The 17,741-nt window shown below is 71.0% G+C and carries 14 protein-coding genes; 8 read left to right on the top strand and 6 right to left on the bottom strand.

Features of this window, described 5'->3' with window-relative positions; genetic code table 11:
- Positions 1–39 precede the first annotated feature (39 nt).
- A complete protein-coding gene (gene rplS, locus JG616_RS02855) occupies positions 40–462 on the top strand; it encodes a 50S ribosomal protein L19 (protein ID WP_199361297.1) in 423 nt (140 codons plus the stop codon).
- 14 nt (positions 463–476) lie between these two features.
- Here the strand turns inward: rplS and JG616_RS02850 are convergent, their stop codons facing one another.
- Entirely contained in the window at positions 477–1,997 is a 1,521-nt protein-coding gene (locus JG616_RS02850; RefSeq protein WP_199391617.1) for an MATE family efflux transporter, read from the bottom strand.
- Between the two features lie 48 nt (positions 1,998–2,045).
- Here JG616_RS02850 and JG616_RS02845 point away from each other — a divergent pair, with 48 nt between their 5' ends.
- On the top strand, positions 2,046–2,462 hold the full coding sequence (locus tag JG616_RS02845) for an RNA-binding S4 domain-containing protein (protein ID WP_199361302.1): 417 nt from the start codon (positions 2,046–2,048) through the stop codon (positions 2,460–2,462).
- 82 nt (positions 2,463–2,544) lie between these two features.
- Here JG616_RS02845 and JG616_RS02840 read toward each other — a convergent pair whose 3' ends face one another.
- From JG616_RS02840 to JG616_RS02820, 5 genes are all read right to left on the bottom strand, one after another.
- A complete protein-coding gene (locus tag JG616_RS02840) occupies positions 2,545–4,074 on the bottom strand; it encodes a catalase (RefSeq protein ID WP_199391616.1) in 1,530 nt (509 codons plus the stop codon).
- A 117-nt stretch (positions 4,075–4,191) separates the two neighbouring features.
- The gene (locus tag JG616_RS02835; RefSeq protein WP_199361306.1) at positions 4,192–4,806 is read right to left on the bottom strand and encodes a DUF937 domain-containing protein; all 615 of its coding nucleotides are present in this window, start codon (positions 4,804–4,806) and stop codon (positions 4,192–4,194) included.
- 54 nt (positions 4,807–4,860) lie between these two features.
- Positions 4,861–5,556, bottom strand: coding sequence for an MOSC domain-containing protein (locus JG616_RS02830; RefSeq protein ID WP_199391951.1), 696 nt, complete (start codon positions 5,554–5,556; stop codon positions 4,861–4,863).
- A 56-nt stretch (positions 5,557–5,612) separates the two neighbouring features.
- Positions 5,613–8,183 (bottom strand): DNA mismatch repair protein MutS, encoded by a 2,571-nt coding sequence (gene mutS, locus JG616_RS02825; RefSeq protein ID WP_199391950.1) that lies wholly within the window; start codon positions 8,181–8,183, stop codon positions 5,613–5,615.
- Positions 8,184–8,253: 70 nt separating this feature from the next.
- Positions 8,254–9,717, bottom strand: a complete 1,464-nt coding sequence (locus JG616_RS02820; protein ID WP_235972853.1) for a GGDEF domain-containing protein — start codon at positions 9,715–9,717, stop codon at positions 8,254–8,256.
- A gap of 223 nt (positions 9,718–9,940) precedes the next feature.
- Between JG616_RS02820 and JG616_RS02815 the strand changes: the two genes are divergently transcribed.
- From JG616_RS02815 to JG616_RS02790, 6 genes are all read left to right on the top strand, one after another.
- Positions 9,941–12,538 carry a TonB-dependent receptor gene (locus JG616_RS02815; RefSeq protein ID WP_199391615.1) on the top strand — a complete coding sequence of 866 codons (2,598 nt, stop codon included), beginning with the start codon at positions 9,941–9,943 and terminating at the stop codon, positions 12,536–12,538.
- Between the two features lie 120 nt (positions 12,539–12,658).
- Entirely contained in the window at positions 12,659–13,153 is a 495-nt protein-coding gene (locus JG616_RS02810) for a CinA family protein (protein WP_199361457.1), read from the top strand.
- Between the two features lie 153 nt (positions 13,154–13,306).
- Positions 13,307–14,989, top strand: coding sequence for an AarF/UbiB family protein (locus tag JG616_RS02805; RefSeq protein WP_199391948.1), 1,683 nt, complete (start codon positions 13,307–13,309; stop codon positions 14,987–14,989).
- 33 nt (positions 14,990–15,022) lie between these two features.
- Positions 15,023–15,730, top strand: a complete 708-nt coding sequence (gene lexA / locus JG616_RS02800) for a transcriptional repressor LexA (RefSeq protein ID WP_199361458.1) — start codon at positions 15,023–15,025, stop codon at positions 15,728–15,730.
- Positions 15,731–15,953: 223 nt separating this feature from the next.
- Positions 15,954–17,054: a recombinase RecA gene (recA, locus tag JG616_RS02795; protein ID WP_199361459.1), complete on the top strand. Its 1,101-nt coding sequence runs from the start codon at positions 15,954–15,956 to the stop codon at positions 17,052–17,054.
- A gap of 155 nt (positions 17,055–17,209) precedes the next feature.
- Positions 17,210–17,644, top strand: coding sequence for a regulatory protein RecX (locus tag JG616_RS02790; RefSeq protein ID WP_235972852.1), 435 nt, complete (start codon positions 17,210–17,212; stop codon positions 17,642–17,644).
- Positions 17,645–17,741 lie beyond the last annotated feature (97 nt).

Here is a 17,741-nt window from a genome sequence, read left to right as displayed (position 1 = left end):
AACAGCCCACAGGGCACTACCAACAGGCATCCAACCACCATGAACAAGCCCTCGCTCAACACCCTGCTGCAGACCTTCGAGACCGAGCAGGCCACGCGCCAGCTTCCCGTCTTCGGCCCCGGCGACACCGTCGTGGTCAACGTCAAGGTGAAGGAAGGCAATCGCGAGCGCGTCCAGGCCTACGAGGGCGTGGTCATCGCGAAGAAGAACGCCGGCCTGAACTCGTCGTTCACCGTGCGCAAGATTTCCCATGGCTTCGGCGTCGAGCGCGTGTTCCAGAGCCACAGCGCCGCGATCGACTCGGTCGAGGTCAAGCGCCGCGGCGCCGTGCGCGCCGGCAAGCTCTACTACCTGCGCGAGCTGGAAGGCCGCAAGGCGCGCATCAAGGAAGACCTGGCGGGCAACGCGAAGGCGCGCGCCAAGGCCGCCGCCGAAGCCGAAGCCGCCAAGTCGGCCGGCTGAGCAACGCCCCGGCGCTATCGCAGCGCTGATCCGGACGGCCGCCCCAGGGCGGCCGTTCGCGTTTCCTCGTCCGACGTCCGCGGGCAGGGGTCGGCCACCGGACCCGGGGGTTGCGAAGGCACCTCGGCCGGGATCGCGACCGCATCGGCCTCGTGGCCGCCGGCGCCGGCCAGCATGCGCGCCTCCCGCCAGCCTCCCCAGCGGTAGTAGGCAAGCGACATCGCCATCGCGCAGAGCGCGCTGACCGGGAAGCTCAGCCAGATCGCGTCGGCCCCCAGGCTCGGCTGCAGCAGGTTGGCGAAGGGCACGCGGATACCCCAGAGGGCCAGGCCCAGGATCAGCAGCGGCGGGATCACCGCGCCGGTGGAGCGCACCACGCCCGACACCACGAAGGTCACTCCGAAGAACAGGAAGGACCAGATCGCGATCACGTTGATGTGCTGGCCCAGCTCGATCGACGGACTGCCCGGAGGCAGGAACAGCGACAGGATCCGCGGACCGAACAGCAGCAGCGGCGCGATCAGCGCACCGGTCAGCAGGAAATTGAACGCGACGCCGGCGCGCATGGTGCCGCCGACGCGGTCCCAGCGCCCGGCGCCGACATTCTGCGCCGCCATCGAGGTGCAGGCCGCGCCCACCGCCATGGCCGGCATCTGCACATAGGTCCAGAGCTGCAGCGTCGCGCCATAGGCGGACGCGGTGTCCACGCCGTGCGCGTTGACCATGCTGATCATCACCAGCATTGCCAGCGAGACCAGGATCATCTGCAGCCCCATCGGAACGCCCTTGACCACCAGCGCGCGGACGATCGCGAGGTCCGGGATGTAGGCGCGGCGTTCGCTGCGCGGGATCCACAGTGGATGGCGACGCCAGCGCAGCCAGGCGAGGAGCGCCGCGAGGCTCGCGGCATTGGCCACCAGGGTGGCCGCGGCCGAGCCCGCGATGCCCATGCGCGGCAATGGGCCCGGGCCGAAGATCAGCAGCGGGTTGACGATGATGTCGATCACCACCACCAGCGCCAGGAAGAAGAAGGGCGTGCGGGTGTCGCCGGCACCCCGGAGCACCGCGCTGATGAAGGCGAACATGTAGAGGAAGGGCACCGCCAGGAAGATCACCTTCAGGTAGGCCTCGGCCAGCGGCAGCGAGGCCTCCGGCGTGCCCATCCACGCCAGCACGTGGCGCGCCAGCGGCAGGCCGGCGGCGGCGACCAGCAGCGACAGGCCGCCGAAGAAGCTGGCGCTGGTGCCGATGACCCGCCGTGCCTGCACCGCATCCTTCGCGCCGATCGCCTGGGCGACCAGGATCGTCGCCGCCATCCCGATGCCGAATACCGAGCCCAGCAGGAAGAACAGGATGTTGTTGGCGTTGGCCGTGGCGACCAGGGCCTCCTCGCCGAGGAAGCGTCCGACCCACACCGCATTCACCGAGCCGTTGAGCGACTGCAGCGCGTTGCCGGCGAGGATCGGTAGCGCGAAGACCAGCAGGGTGCGCCCGATGGCGCCGTCGGTGAGGTCACGCGTGGACGGTTTCGGCATCGGCGCATCCTGCCAGAGCGGCGTTGAAGGCGGCGCTAGAATCCGCGCATGACGCAGGACGAAACCGGCAGCACGCGCCCCGACAGCGTGCGCATCGACGTGTGGCTCTGGGCCGCGCGGTTCTTCAGGACCCGCACGCTGGCCCGGCAGGCGCTGGAGACCGGCAAGGTCGAGGTCGGCGGCCAGCGGCCGAAGGCGTCGCGCGCGGTGCGGGTGGGCGACGCGCTGCGCGTGGTGCGCGGCGAGGACGTGTTCGAGGTCGAGGTGCTGGGATTGTCGGACGACCGCGGGCCTGCGGCCGTCGCGCAGCAGCTCTATCGCGAATCGGAGGCCTCGGCCCGGGCGCGCGCCGAAGCGCTCCTTGCTCGGCGCGCGGCCCGCGACGGCTACCGCGCGCCGGAACACCGGCCCGACAAGCGTGCCCGCCGGCTCATCCGCGCCCTGGGCGACATCGACGCCACCTGAGCCCGTCCGGACGCAGCGGGGCCGCGGCTCTGGAGGGAACCGCGGCCCCGGTCTCAGGCGGCGTGCGTCACGGCGATCGGCCTCACGCCAGCGCGGACGCCTCCTCCTGGCCCAGGCTGTTGGGCGACTGCCCGGCGGCGAACGCGCCCAGCTTGCGCAGCGCGGCCTCGACGCCGGCACCGTAGGCCGGATCGGCCTTGCTGCAGTTCTCCACGTGGCGGCGCTTGATGAAGTCGGGCGCGTCACCCATGGCGCGGGCGGTGTTGTCGAACAGCGCCTGCTGCTGCGCCGGCGTCATCAGGCGGAACAGGTCGCCCGGCTGGCGGTAGTAGTCGGCGTCGTCCTCGCGGAAGTTCCACCAGTCGGCCACGCCGCCGATCTTCAGCGGAGGCTCGCGGTACTGGGGCTGCTCCTGCCACTGCTGGAAGCTGTTGGGCTCGTAGTGGGGCAGGCCGCCGTAGTTGCCGTCGACGCGGCCGATACCGTCGCGGTGGTTGCTGTGCACCGGGCAGCGCGCGGCGTTGACCGGGATCTGGTGGTAGTTCGTGCCCAGCCGGTAGCGCTGCGCGTCGGCGTAGTTGAACAGGCGCGCCTGGAGCATCTTGTCCGGCGACACGCCGATGCCCGGCACCAGGGTCCCGGGCGCGAACGCGCTCTGCTCGACGTCGGCGAAGAAGTTTTCCGGGTTGCGGTTGAGCTCGAACTCGCCGACCTCGATCAGCGGGAAATCCTTCTTCGACCACACCTTGGTCAGGTCGAAGGGATGGAACGGCACCTTCTCCGCGTCCGCTTCAGGCATGACCTGGACGTACATCGTCCACTTGGGGAAATCGCCGCTCTCGATCGCGTTGTAGAGGTCGCGCTGGTGGGTCTCGCGATCATTGCCGATGGCCTCGGCGGCCTCGGCGTCGGTCAGGTTGCGGATGCCCTGTTGGGTGCGGAAGTGGAACTTCACCCAGAAGCGCTCGCCGGCCTCGTTCCAGAAGCTGTAGGTATGCGAACCGAAGCCGTGCATGTGGCGGTAGCTGGCCGGGATGCCGCGGTCGCTCATCACGATGGTGACCTGGTGCAGGGCCTCGGGCAGCAGCGTCCACCAGTCCCAGTTGTAGGTCGCCGAGCGCAGGTTGGTGCGCGGGTCGCGCTTCACCACCTTGTTGAGGTCGGGGAACTTGCGCGGGTCGCGGATGAAGAACACGGGGGTGTTGTTGCCCACCATGTCCCAGTTGCCTTCCCCGGTGTAGAACTTCAGCGCGAAGCCGCGGATGTCGCGCTCGGCATCGGCCGCGCCGCGCTCGCCGGCGACGGTGGTGAAGCGGGCGAACATTTCGGTCGTCTTGCCCACCTGCGAGAAGATCGCGGCGCGGGTGTACCTGGTGATGTCGCGGGTAACCGTGAAGGTGCCGAAGGCGCCGGAGCCCTTGGCGTGCATCCGCCGCTCCGGGATGACTTCACGGACGAAATTGCCGAGCTTCTCGTGCAGCCAGACGTCCTGGGCCAGCAGCGGGCCGCGCGGCCCGGCGGTCAGGCTGTTCTGGTTGTCGGGCACGGGTGCGCCGAAGTCGGTGGTCAGGTGCGTGACCGGACACGTCCTGGTGCTGTCGCTGCTGCTCATGTGCGGGGTTCCCCTTTCTGTGTGGGTGGCGGTCGGAGTCGTGCCTCGACTCTAGGACCGCCCGATAGAAAGGTGAAATCGAATGATGGAAATCGATTGATAGGCCACGCCTAATGATCATCTCCGCCCGAACAGTCCTCCCAGCTTCACCAGGTCGCCAAGGCCGAGTTCGCCGTCGCCGTCCTGGTCCAGCACTGCACCCAGCAGGCCGCCGCCCAGGCCGCCCTGCTGCCGGATCTCCTGCTGCTCCCGGCCCAGCAGCCCGCCCAGCGCCTGCGCGCCCGCCGGTTGCTGCGAACCCCCGCCGGACATCATCCGCTTGGCGAGGTAGGCCATCACGATCGGCGCCAGGATCCGCAGCAGCTGGCCGGCCTGGCCTTGGCCGAGCCCCGTGGCCTGGGCAACGCCGGCCTCGGCGCGCGGCTGCTGGCCGCCGAAGATGTGGCCGAGGATGCCCGCGCCGTCGGTCTGGCGGCCCTGCGGCGCGCCCCCCAGCACCGCGCCCAGCACGCTGCCGAGATCGACGCCTGCGTGGTCCTTCTGCAGCGCGCCGAACAGCGCCTGTGCGCCCTGCGGCTGGCTGGCATTGCGGCCGAGTGCGCCCAGGATCAGCGGCAGCGCCGCCTTGATCGCGGCCGAGGACTGCTCCTGGCTGATGCCGAGCTGCTGGGCCAGCTGGCTGGCGGGGCCGCCCTGCAGCTGGGCGGCGAGATCGTCGGTGAGCATGGCCATGTCAGCACTCCTGTCGTCCGGGACCCCGATCGTACGCGCGACCCCGCGCGCGGGTCACCCGTCCGCCGGCCCGTCGATGCGCCGCGTCCAGTCCTCGACCTGGCTCGTCGCCAGGCGGCGCTCGAGCACCGTGCGCCAGGACGGCACCAACGGGAGCTGCAGGGCCTCGGCCAGCTGAGCGGCGTCGAGCACGCGATCGGCCAGCAGCCGCATCAGGCGCCGCAGGGGCCAGCCGGGGCAGGGCCGTTCGACCAGTTCCAGCACGTCGCCGGTGCTGGCATGGCCCGGCTGCAGCACGCGGTAATACCAGCCGGTCCGGCCGGTGTCCTGCACGCGTCGCGCCATGTCGCGCACGCCGAAGCGGTCATTGAGCTTCCAGCATGGTTGCCGCCCCTGGCTCACCTCCAGCAGCGCCCCGCCGAGCGAGAACCGGTCGCCCAGGCAGACACTGCCCTCGTCCAGGCCAGCGCTGCTCAGGTTCTCGCCGAAGGCACCGGGCGCGGCCAGCAGCGGCAGGTTGCCGAGCTCCGTTCGCCAGGCCGCGTAGTGGTCGCGCGGATAGTGGTGGACGGCCTTGTCGACGCCGCCATGCACGCGCGGGTCGCCCTGTTCGTCGCCGTCGAGGCCCAGGCTGCCGATGTGCACCGGTCCGCTGCGCGGCGCCTTGGCGATGGCGCTGCGGCTGCCCGCGCGCGTATAGGGCACGGCGATCCCGGTGAGGAGGGCGTCGATGCGGACGGATGACGACAGGACGCCGGCGGGGCCGCCGTGGTCGGAGCGGGGCCTGTCGTCTTCGCCGCCGACGGTCACGTGAGCGCCTTCAGCCGGTACAGCGCTTCCAGCGCCTGCTTGGGCGTGAGTTCGTCGGGATCGATGCCGGCGAGCGCGTCAAGGGCGGCCGATGAGGGCGAGAACAGGCCGTACTGCTGCGGCGCGTCGAGCACCTCGGCCGACAGCGGCGGGCGGGCGGCCGGGCCCTGCTGCTCGAGTTCGGCCAGGCGGCCGCGGGCCTGGCGCAGCACCGGCCTCGGCAGCCCGGCCAGCGCCGCCACCTGCAGCCCGAAGCTGCGGTTGGCCGGGCCTTCCTTCACCGCGTGCATGAAGACCAGCGTCTCGCCGTGCTCGACGGCGTCCAGGTGCACGTTGGCGATGCCGCTGCCGGGCGCGGCCAGCGCCGTGAGTTCGAAGTAGTGGGTCGCAAACAGCGTGTAGCAGCGGTTGTGGCCGGCCAGGTGGCGCGCGCAGGCCTCGGCGAGCGCCAGGCCGTCGTAGGTCGAGGTGCCGCGGCCGATCTCGTCCATCAGCACCAGCGACTGCGCCGTCGCATGGTGCAGGATGTGGCTGGTCTCGCTCATCTCGACCATGAAGGTCGACTGCCCGCGGGCGAGGTCGTCGCCCGCGCCGATCCGGGTCAGGATGCGGTCGATCGGGCCGATCCGCGCGCGCGCCGCGGGAACGAAGCTTCCGATGTGGGCCAGCAGCACGATCAGCGCGTTCTGGCGCATGTAGGTGCTCTTGCCGCCCATGTTGGGCCCGGTGATGACCAGCATCCGGCGGTCGTCGCCGAGCACCAGGTCGTTGGGCTCGAAGGGCTCGTCGCGCACCGCTTCGACCACCGGGTGGCGGCCACGCTCGATCTCCAGGCAGGGCGCGTCGACGAGCTCGGGCCGCGCCCAGTCCAGCGCATGCGCGCGCTCGGCCAGGCCTGCCAGCACGTCGAGCTCGGCGAGCGCTCCGGCACAGCGCTTCAGCGACTCCAGGTGCAGGTTGAGTTCGTCCAGCAGTTGCTCGTACAGCAGGCGCTCGCGGGCCAGCGCACGTTCGCGCGCGGACAGCACCTTGTCCTCGAAGCCCTTCAGCTCCTCGGTGATGTAGCGCTCGGCGTTGGCCAGCGTCTGCCGCCGGGTGTAGTGGGTCGGCGCCCTGGCCGCGTGCGCCTTGCCGACCTCGAGGTAATAGCCGTGCACGCGGTTGTAGCCGACCTTGAGCGTGGGGATGCCGCTGGCCTCGCGCTCGCGGGCCTCCAGCTCGACCAGGAACTGGTCGGCATGGGTCGACAGCCGGCGCAGGTCGGCCAGCTCCGCATCGAAGCCGTCGGCAAAGACCCCGCCGTCCCGCGCCAGCACCGGCGGCTGTTCCACCAGGGCGTCGGCCAGCAGTGCCGCCTGCGCGGCGTGCTCGCCGAGACCGTCGACCAGGGCCTGCAGGCGCGGCGAATCCACCGGGCCCAGCAGCGTGCGCACGCCGGGCAGCATGCCCAGCGCATCGCGCAGCGTGGACAGGTCGCGCGGCCGCGCCGAGCGCAGCGCGATGCGCGAGAGGATGCGCTCCACGTCGCCGAGCCCGCGGAAGCGCTCGCGCAGGTCGCGTCCGGCGTCGCTGTCGAGCAGGGCCGACACGGCGTGCTGGCGCTCGCCGACGACGATCCGGTCGCGCAGCGGCCGGTGCAGCCAGCGCCGGAGCAGGCGCCCGCCCATCGGCGTCACCGTGCTGTCGAGCACCCCGAGGAGGGTGTGCTTCTGCTCGCCGTCGACGCGCGTGTCGAGCTCGAGATGGCGGCGCGTGGCCGCGTTCATCGCGATCGCGCCGTCGCTGGACTCGAGCGTGATCGAGGTGAGGTGGGGCAGGCGCTGCTTCTGTGTTTCCTCCACGTAGCCGAGCAGCGCGCCCGCCGCCGCGATCGCCTGCGGCCGGTCGTCGATGCCGAAGGCGGTGAGGTCGTGCAGTTCGAAGAAGCGCAGGAGCTGGCGGCGCCCGCTGTCGGCGTCGAACAGCCAGGGCGCGCGCCGGCGCAGGCCGCTGCGCGAGGTGGCGCAGGCCGGCCAGCCTTCCTCGTCGGGCAGCAGCAGCTCGGCCGGGTCGAGGCGGGCGAGTTCGGCTTCCAGCGCGTCGTCACCCGTGACCTCGTTGGCGAGGAAGCGGCCGGCGGACAGGTCGGCCCAGGCCAGGCCATAGCCGTCGCGGCCGCGGCTGACCGCGAGCAGCAGGGTGTCGCGGCGTTCCGACAGCAGCGCCTCGTCGGTAACCGTGCCGGGCGTGACGATGCGCACCACCTTGCGCTCCACCAGGCCCTTGCTGGTGGCCGGGTCACCGACCTGCTCGCAGATGGCGACCGATTCGCCCAGCGCCACCAGGCGCGCGAGATAGCCCTCGGCGGCATGGTGCGGCACGCCGGCCATCGGGATCGGCTGCCCGCCGGAGCTGCCGCGCTGGGTCAGGGTGATGTCGAGCAGCCTGGCCGCCTTGCGCGCGTCGTCGAAGAACAGCTCGTAGAAGTCGCCCATGCGGAAGAACAGCAGCACGTCGGCGTGCTCCGCCTTGGCGGCGAAGAACTGCTTCATCAGGGGCGTGTGTTCGGGCGTCTTGTCCAGCGTCATGCGTCCGGCGTGCAGGGTGCGCGCGGCGCGCGCGCAGGACACCGGATTGTAGCCGGGCGGGGCGCTCCGCTCAGCGGCGCAGGGCCTGCGCGCCGGGCGGATCGGGCAGGCCGCCGTCGTCGACCACGACGCGGTCGCGGCCGCCGCGCTTGGCCGCGTACATGGCCGCGTCCGCACGGGCCAGGACCCGTTCGTAGTCGGGGTGGCGGTCCTGGACCGCGACGCCGATGCTGCCGGTGAGCTGGAGCGTGCTGCCGTCGGCCAGGGCGACCGGCGCCAGGGCGATGGCGTTGCGCAGGCCTTCGGCGATCGCGACCGCGTCTTCGCGCGACACCGAGCCGAGCACCACCACGAACTCCTCGCCGCCGTAGCGGAACAGGTAGTCGCTGCCGCGGGTGTTCTCCACCAGCAGCGCGGCGACGTGCTTCAGCGCGCGATCACCGGCCTCGTGGCCGTGGGTGTCGTTGATCGACTTGAAGTGGTCGAGGTCGAGCATGAGCACCGCGAACTGGCGCCCGGTATTGGCCTGCAGCGCGATCTCGCGGCGCAGGATGGTCGGCAGGAAGCGGCGGTTGAGCAGCCGGGTGAGGGCGTCGCGGCCCGATTCCAGGTCGCCGATGCCGTCGAACATCATCGACACCAGGCTGCGGATGGCGTCGGCGCCGACGCGCAGTTCGTCGAGCAGCTCGCGGCGGTCGGCATGGGTCAGCGCTTGGGGCAGGCGCGCGCGCAGGGTGCTGTCGATGCGCGCGGCGATCAGGTTCACCTCGCGGGTCTCGGCGGTGTCGCCGAAGCTCGCCATGCCCTTGTGCAGGAACCACAGGCCGAACTCGGAGTTGGAGATCTGCAGCGGCGTGGCCGCGCCCGGGTGCTCGGACATCAGCGCGTAGATCAGTGCGTTCTCCCAGGTCAGCAGCAACGCGCGCTGGCGCTCGCGCTCCGTGCCGATGTTCTGGATCAGCGAGAACAGGCGGAAGGCGCCGTCGACCTGGCCGGCAGCCTCGCGCGAGCGGGTGTAGGCGCGCGTCATCGACTCCAGCGCGATGTCGACCAGGCCGTTCGCGCACAGGATCGCGTCGATCGCCAGCGCTTCGCTGCCGGCGTGCCGGCGGATCCCGGCGTGGAGGTCGTCCTTGAGCATGCGGCCGCCGCGCGCCACCAGGTCGACCGGGATGCCGATGCGCGCGTGGACCTGGCCGACGTGCTCCTGGGTGGCCTGCAGCGCGTTGACGTCGCCGGCGCGGGCCGACAGCAGCGCCACCAGCCAGCGCTGCAGCGACGGCTTCAGGCGCTCGCGCACCTGGTCGACGTTGAGGTAGCGCGAGGCCCGGGGGTCTTCCAGCATGTCGCCATAGAAATGGTCGGCCACGACCTGGCCGCCCTCGGCCACGACCACCGCCAGCACCGCCCGGACCTCGTCGGACAGCGCGTCGACGCGGCGCGCCCAGTCGGTGGCAAGCCTCGGATCCGGCATCGATTCGACCGTGGGACGGGCATGGCCCGCGGCGGGAAGGGGGGCTGCATGGACGGCCATCCGGATATTGTCGCCCGCTCCGCCAGGCGCGTGGTGAACGCGCCGCGCCGGGAGTGGAACGCACATACGCATGCGTCCGGAAGTGTGCTAGCGTCCGGCGCAAGGTTGCGATACCGCAGCGCCCGGCCAGTCCCCCCACGCAGGCCCGGCGCATCTGTCTGATGGCGCGTGCCATGGCAGCGGTCGCACCGACGTCGATGACATCCATCCGTAGGGGGACACCATGGTCTCAGGCCATCCGCAACGCCACGCGCTCGCCACCGCGCTTCTCGCCATCCTCGCAAGTCCCGCCCTGCTGTCCACGGCCCACGCCCAGGACGCCACGCCCGCGGTCGAGGACCGGCCCACCACGCTCGCCGGCATCACGGTCACCGCGCAGAAACGCGAGGAGGCCCTGCAGGACGTGCCGATCGTCGTCAACGTCCTCGACGCGCAGCTGCTCCAGGACACCGGGGTTCGCGACATCAAGGACATGCAGGTGCTGGTGCCCGGCCTGACCGTGACCAGTACCCAGTCCGCGGCGCAGACCACCGCGCGCATCCGCGGCATCGGCACCGTCGGCGACAACGCCGGCCTGGAATCCTCGGTCGGTGTGGTGATCGACGGCGTCTACCGCTCGCGCAACAGCGTCGGCTTCGGCGACCTGGGCGAGGTCGAGCGCATCGAGGTGCTGAAGGGCCCGCAGGGCACGGTCTTCGGCAAGAACACCTCGGCCGGCGTGATCAACGTGGTCACCCGTCGCCCCAGCTATTCGCAGAGCGCCGAAGCGGAGATCACCGCCGGCAACTACGGGCTGATCGGCGTGTCCGGCGGCTACAACGACGCGCTGGGTGATCGCGCCGCCTTCCGCGTGTTCGCGGCCAAGCGCGACCGCGACGGCGTCGACGAGGTCCGGACCGGCGGCGGCCCGCGCAAGGCGACCGACGACGGCGACCAGAACTACCACACCGTGCGCGGCCAGCTGCTGCTCGAACCCACCGACACGCTCGACATCAACTTCAGCGCCGACTACAGCAGCCGCGAGGAGAACTGCTGCGTCACGGTGACCACGCAGCGCGGCCCGACGGCCGCGATCATCAACGCGCTGACGCCGGGCGGCGAGGGCATCATCCCGACCGCGGACCCGGAGCGCCGCCTGGCCTACTCCAACCGTTCGACCGAGCAGGACCTCAAGGACAAGGGCGTGTCGATGCAGGTGGACTGGGACTCGTCCTGGTTCGGCAACGCCACCCTGACCTCGATCACCGCCTTCCGCGACTGGCAGGCGATCAACGGCCTCGACTTCGACTACAGCGGCGCCGACATCCTGTATCGCGCGCCGGACGCCGACGAGTCGCTGACGCGCTTCGAGACCTTCAGCCAGGAGCTGCGCCTGACCGGCTCGACCGATCGCCTCGACTGGATGGTGGGCTTCTTCTATTCCGACGAGGACCTGGACCGCAACGACTCCTACCGCTTCGGTGCCGCCTACGAGCCGTATCTGTCGACCCTCGTGGGCACCCAGGTGCTGGGCGCCGTGGCCGCGCAGCTGGCGCCGCTGGGGCTGACGGTGAACCAGGCCAATCCCGCGACCTTCCTCTCGCAGGTGTCGGGCCGGCCCTTCGGAACCAACTACCAGGGACTGGCGGCGCTGGACCGGCACGACCAGAACGCACGCACCACCGCGATCTTCACCAACAACACCTTCCACGCCACCGACGCGCTCGACATCACCCTGGGCCTGCGCTACACGCACGAGAAGAAGGAGCTGCACTCGGTCTACAGCAATCCCAACGGCAGCATCGGCTGCGGCTCCACGCTGGCCAATCCGGCCGCGCGCGTGGGCGGGGCGCTGGCGCAGCGCATCAACAACTTCGCCCTGCTGCCACCGGGGCTGCAGCAGCAGCTGCTCGGCGCCCTGGTGCCGGTGGTCGCCCCGCAGGTGGCCGGCTTCATGTGCCTGCCCTGGGCCAACATCGCCCACAACGGCCGCGACGTCGAGCAGTCGCGGACCGAGAAGGAGTGGTCGGGCACGGTGAAGGTCGCCTACGACTGGTCCGACGACGTCATGACCTATGCCTCGGTCGCGCGCGGCTACAAGGCCGGCGGCTTCAACCTCGACCGCGTGCAGTCGTCCAACGGCCTGTCGAGCGGCGTCCAGGGGATCCTCCCGGTCGACGACACCTCGTTCCCCGGCGAGTTCGTCAGCAGCTTCGAACTCGGTGCCAAGAGCACCTGGGCCGAGGGCAACCTGCTGCTCAACGCGGCGTTGTTCTACCAGGACTACAAGGACTTCCAGCTCAACAGCTTCCTCGGCACGAGCTTCGTGGTGCGCTCGATCCCGGAGGTGGTGTCGCGCGGCGTCGAACTGGACCTGATGTGGCAGACCCCCATGCAGGGCCTGATGCTGCAGGGTGGCCTGACGTATGCCGAAACCGAGTATGGCGACGACCTGCTGCCCGACGCCGACCTGGCGCTGCTGCCCGGCAACCAGATGAGCTTCGCGCCGAAGTGGTCGGGCAACGCGTCGGCCACCTACGAGTGGGATTTCGGTGCCAACTACCTGGGCCGCTTCAACATCGGCGCCAAGTACATGTCCGACTACAACACCGGCTCCGACCTCGATCCGCAGAAGGAGCAGGAGGCCTACACCCTGCTCAACGCGCGCATCGGCTTCGGTCGCCAGGACAAGCGCTGGATGGTCGAGTTCTGGGGCCAGAACCTGACCGACGAGACCTACAAGCAGGTGGGCATCGACGCGCCGATCCAGGCCGGCTCGTGGAACGCCTTCCTCGGCGCTCCGCGGACCTACGGCGTGACGTTCCGGGTCAACTACTTCTGATCCAGGCGGTCCCTGCACGACCCGACGGCCCGCACACGCGGGCCGTTTCCGTTCCGGTCGCGCGCGACAAACCCGGCGCCCACCGCCGATACTGCGCACACCCTCCCCCGGAACCACGCCATGCACGTCTCCAGCGACGAGGCCCTCGCACAGCTTGCGCACGACACCGGCGCCCGCCTGCAGGCCAACCGCGACATGCTGGTCACCGCCGAAAGCTGCACCGGCGGCTGGATCGCCAAGGTGGTCACCGACATCGCCGGCTCCTCGGCCTGGTTCGACTGCGGCATGGCGGTGTACAGCTACGAGGCCAAGCAGGCGCTGCTGGGCGTGCGCCCGCAGACGCTGGAAGAACATGGCGCGGTCAGCCGCGAGACCGTGATCGAGATGGTCTCCGGCGCCCTGGTGCATTCCGGCGCCACGGTGGCGGTGGCGGTCACCGGGATCGCCGGCCCCGGCGGCGGCACCGAGGACAAGCCGGTGGGAACGGTCTGGATCGCCTGGAAGCGGCGCGGCGGCTATCCGCAGGCGCAGGTCTTCCAGTTCGCCGGCGACCGCGACGCGGTGCGCCGGCGGACCGTGGTGGAGGCGCTGTCGGGGTTGGAGCGGCTGTTCTGATCGTGCGGGCAGGGCGGGGGCAGGGAACGCATCCTGTCGGGTCCGCGCGCTTCCGCGAGGCAACGGGTACCGCCGGTATAGTTGCGCGATGACCCTTGGCCACGCCTGTCCCGTGCCCTCCGGTCCTGCCGTCCGGGAGGGCCGCCGGTGACCATGCTCGACGCCCTCGCGGGTGTCCGCGATCTGGGCCGGCTGCAGGAAATCGCCAGCGTCTTCGTGCGCCACGGCTTCGGCGACCTGGTGCGGCGCAGCGGCATCGCCGGCGCGCTCGAGCGGGCCGGGCGCCTGCTGCACCGGGATCCGGGCGAGGCGCGACGCGACATGACCCCGCCGCGGCGCCTGCGCTCCGCGCTGCAGGAACTCGGCCCCACCTTCGTCAAGCTCGGCCAGGTGCTGGGCACGCGCGTGGACCTGCTGCCGCCGGACTGGATCGCCGAACTGGGCCTGCTGCAGAACGCGGTGCCGGCGCTGCCGTGGGAGGCGATCCGTCCGCAACTGGTGGAAGACCTGGGCATGGATCCCGAACAGGCCTTTGCCCGCGTGGAGACGGTGCCGGTGGCCGCGGCGTCGCTCGCCCAGGCGCATCGCGCCTGGCTGCACGACAGCACCGCGGTGATCCTCAAGGTGCGCCGCCCCGGCATCGTCGGCGTGGTCGAGGCGGACCTGCGGTTGATGGCCCGGCTGGCGGACATGATCGAGTCGCAGCTGCCGGACCTCCGGCGCTACCGGCCGGTGGAGGTGGTCCGGCAGTTCCGCGATTCACTGCGCCGCGAGCTCGACTTCGCCGCCGAGTGCCGCAACGCCGAGCGCATCGCCGCCAACTTCTCCGCCGATGCCGGCGTGGTGATCCCGCGGGTGCACTGGCAGTGGACCTGCGAGCGGCTCAACGTCCAGGACTTCATCGACGGCATCCCCGCCGGCGACCTGGCCGCGGTGGACGCGGCGGGCCTGGACCGCACCGCGCTGGCGCGGGCGGGCACCGGCATCGTGCTGGAGATGCTGCTCGAGGACGGGCTGTTCCATGCCGATCCACATCCCGGGAACCTCTTCTTCCTGCGCGACGGGCGCATCGCGATCATCGACTTCGGCATGGTCGGCCACCTCGGCGACCGCCGTCGGCTGGAGATCGCGCGCCTGCTGCACGGCATGGTGGTGCAGGACGCGGAAGCGGTGGCCGACATCCTGCTGCACTGGAGCATCGGCGGCGAGGTCGACGAGGAGCGGCTGGAGTCCGACACCGCCACCCTGGTCGACCGCTACCGCGGCGTGCCGCTCAAGGACCTGCGCATGGGCACGATGCTGTCCGATGCCGCGGGCCTGCTGCGTGCCCACGGCCTGGTGCTGCCGCCGGACCTGGCGCTGGTGATCAAGGCCTTCCTGACCCTGGAAGGCTTCGGGCGCCAGCTCGATCCGGACTTCGACATGGCGACCGAAGCCAGGCCGTGGCTGGAGCGCGTGATGCTGCGGCGCTATGCGCCGTCGGTGCTGGCGAAGCGCGGGCGCCGCGGGCTGGCCGGCATGCTGGAATTCGGCGCCGAGCTGCCGCGCGACCTTCGGCGGCTGCTGCGCGCCGCCCGCGGCGGCCGGCTGGGCGCGCGCATCGACATTCCCACCCTCGACGCCTTCGGCGATCGCATCGACCGCGCGGCCAGCCGGTTGACGATGGGGGTGATCACCGCGGCGCTGATCATCGGCTCCTCGATCGTGATGAACAGCGTCGGTGGCGGGGCGCGCAACCAGTGGCTGATGGCGCTGGGGGTGGCGGGCTTCGTCGGCGCGGCGGCGCTGGGGGTGTGGATCGTCTATTCGATCTGGAAGGGCGCCCACAGGCGTTGATTCCGGATCTCGTTAGTAGTATTACTACTAACCATGGACATCACCGACACCCAGCAGGCCGTCCTGGCCCTGATCGCCGAGCGCATCGCGGAGGAGGGCATGCCGCCTTCCCAGGCCGAGATCGCACGCGCCTTCGGCTTCAGCAGCGTGCGGGCCGCGCAGTACCACCTCGAAGCGCTCGAGGCCGCCGGCGCGATCGAACGCGTTCCGGGCCGCGCGCGGGGCATCCGCGTGCTGCGCGCGCCCGCCGCGGACCCCGCCGCCTCTGTAGGAGCGGCTACGGCCGCGATCGCCGGTGATGCGACCGCCAGATCGGGAATCGCGGCTGCAGCCTCTCCAACAGGACGCGGCATGGACGTTCTGGAACTCCCCGTCCTGGGCCAGGTGGCGGCCGGCGTCCCCATCGGCGCCGACATCGGCAGCGAGCAGATGGTGCTGATGGACCGCGCGTTCTTCTCGCCGGCGCCGGACTACCTGCTGCGCGTGCGCGGCGACTCCATGCGCGACGAAGGCATCTTCGACGGCGACCTGATCGGGGTGCACCGTACCGCCGACGCGCGTTCGGGCCAGATCGTCATCGCCCGCATCGACGACGAGATCACCGTCAAGCTGCTGAAGGTCGGCAAGGACCGGATCCGCCTGCTGCCGCGCAACCCGGACTACGAGCCGATCGAGGTCGCGCCTGGCCAGGACTTCGCGATCGAAGGCCTCTACTGCGGCCTGGTGAGGCCGAACCGGTGAGCGGCTGCCGGCCCGCCAGGCAGCCCTTGCCTGGCGACTGCGCCCCACCTGCAGGAGCGGCTACAGCCGCGACCGCCTTCCACCCACGCCGGCACGGGCCATCACCCGCTGCCCGGCCCGGTTTCCACCCTTCAATCTGGATCGGCATTCCAGGTCGCAGTCCCTGCGACCACCTGCCTGCACACTGATTCCATTCCCGAATACACGAGCTGAGGACACCACGATGGACGAGAACAAGAAGCGCGCGCTTTCCGCCGCACTGGGCCAGATCGAGAAGCAGTACGGCAAGGGCTCGGTGATGCGCATGGGCGACCGCGTCGCCGAAGTCATCCCGGTGATCCCCACCGGCTCGCTGCTGCTCGACGTCGCGCTCGGCATCGGTGGCCTGCCCAAGGGCCGCGTGGTCGAGGTCTACGGCCCGGAGTCGTCGGGCAAGACCACGCTCACCCTGCAGGCCATCGCCCAGTGCCAGAAGCAGGGCGGCACCGCGGCCTTCATCGACGCCGAGCACGCGCTCGATCCCACTTATGCGCAGAAGCTGGGCGTCAACGTCGACGACCTCCTGGTCTCGCAGCCGGACACCGGCGAGCAGGCGCTGGAAATCGCCGACATGCTGGTGCGCTCGAACGCCGTCGACATGGTGGTGGTCGACTCGGTCGCCGCGCTGACGCCCAAGGCTGAGATCGAGGGCGAGATGGGCGACCAGCTCCCCGGCCTGCAGGCGCGCCTGATGAGCCAGGCGCTGCGCAAGCTGACCGGCAACATCAAGCGCAGCAACTGCCTGGTGGTCTTCATCAACCAGCTGCGCCACAAGATCGGCATCATGATGCCGGGCCAGAGCCCGGAGACCACCACCGGTGGCAACGCGCTCAAGTTCTACGCCTCGGTGCGCCTGGACATCCGCCGCATCGGCGCGATCAAGAAGGGCGACGAGATCATCGGCAACCAGACCCGCATCAAGGTGGTCAAGAACAAGATGGCGCCGCCGTTCAAGCAGGTCATCACCGAGATCCTCTACGGCGAGGGCATCAGCCGCGAGGGCGAGCTGATCGACATGGCCGTGGATGCCAAGCTCGTGGAGAAGGCCGGCGCCTGGTACAGCTACGGCGACGAGCGCATCGGCCAGGGCAAGGAGAATGCCCGCCAGTACCTCAAGGAGAACGTCGCGGTGGCCGAGCGCCTGGAGGCCGAGCTGCGCGCGAGGATGGCGCCGCTCCAGGGTGCGGCCGCCGCCGTCGTGGAGGATGACGATGCCGGCGCCGAGGATGAAGGCGAAGGCGAGGGCGCGACGGTCGCCAAGCGCGGCCGGGGCGCCAGGGCCTGAGCATGGGCGGGGCCGGCAGCTTCGGCCGCCGTCGCCGCGGCACCGGTTCTGGCTCGGGCGTCGACTCCGGCTCCGGCTCCGCCGAGGGAGCCGGGGAGGGGACGTCCGCGCCGGAGCGCAGGCGTCGGCCGGAGCCCACGCCCGGCCAGCGGGCGATGGGCCTGCTGGTCCGGCGCGAGCATTCGCGCAAGGAGCTCGCGCGCAAGCTCGAAGCGCGCGGAGTGGACGGCGACGAGGCCGCGGCCACCGTCGCACGCATGGCGGAGGCGGGCTGGCAGGACGACGCGCGCTTCGCCACCGGACTGGCGCGCTCGCGCGCACTGGCCGGATACGGGCCGCTCAGGATCCGCGCCGAGCTGTCGACCCATGGCCTGGGCCAGGATCTGGTCCAGGCGGCCTTCGACGCACTGTCCGAGTCCGGCGATGACGACTGGCGGACGATGGCCCGCGGCCTGGTGGAGCGCCGGCATGGTGCCGGCGTGGTCGACGACCCGGCGCTGCGGCGCAAGGCCGCCGACTTCCTGTTCCGCCGCGGTTTCGACGGCGACACCGTGCGCGCGGCCACCGCCTTCGACTTCGACGACGCCTGACCGCTGGGGGGGCGGGGAGCCTCTGGATCTGCCCGGCCTGCTAACCTAACGGGGACCCGAGCGCCAGCGCCCGGCACCCGCGCAGGCCGAGGCCGGC

The organism is Luteimonas sp. MC1895, assembly GCF_016457215.1.
In the GTDB taxonomy this organism is placed as follows: Bacteria; Pseudomonadota; Gammaproteobacteria; order Xanthomonadales; family Xanthomonadaceae; genus Luteimonas.
This window is presented reverse-complemented; position numbering and strand designations above follow the sequence as displayed.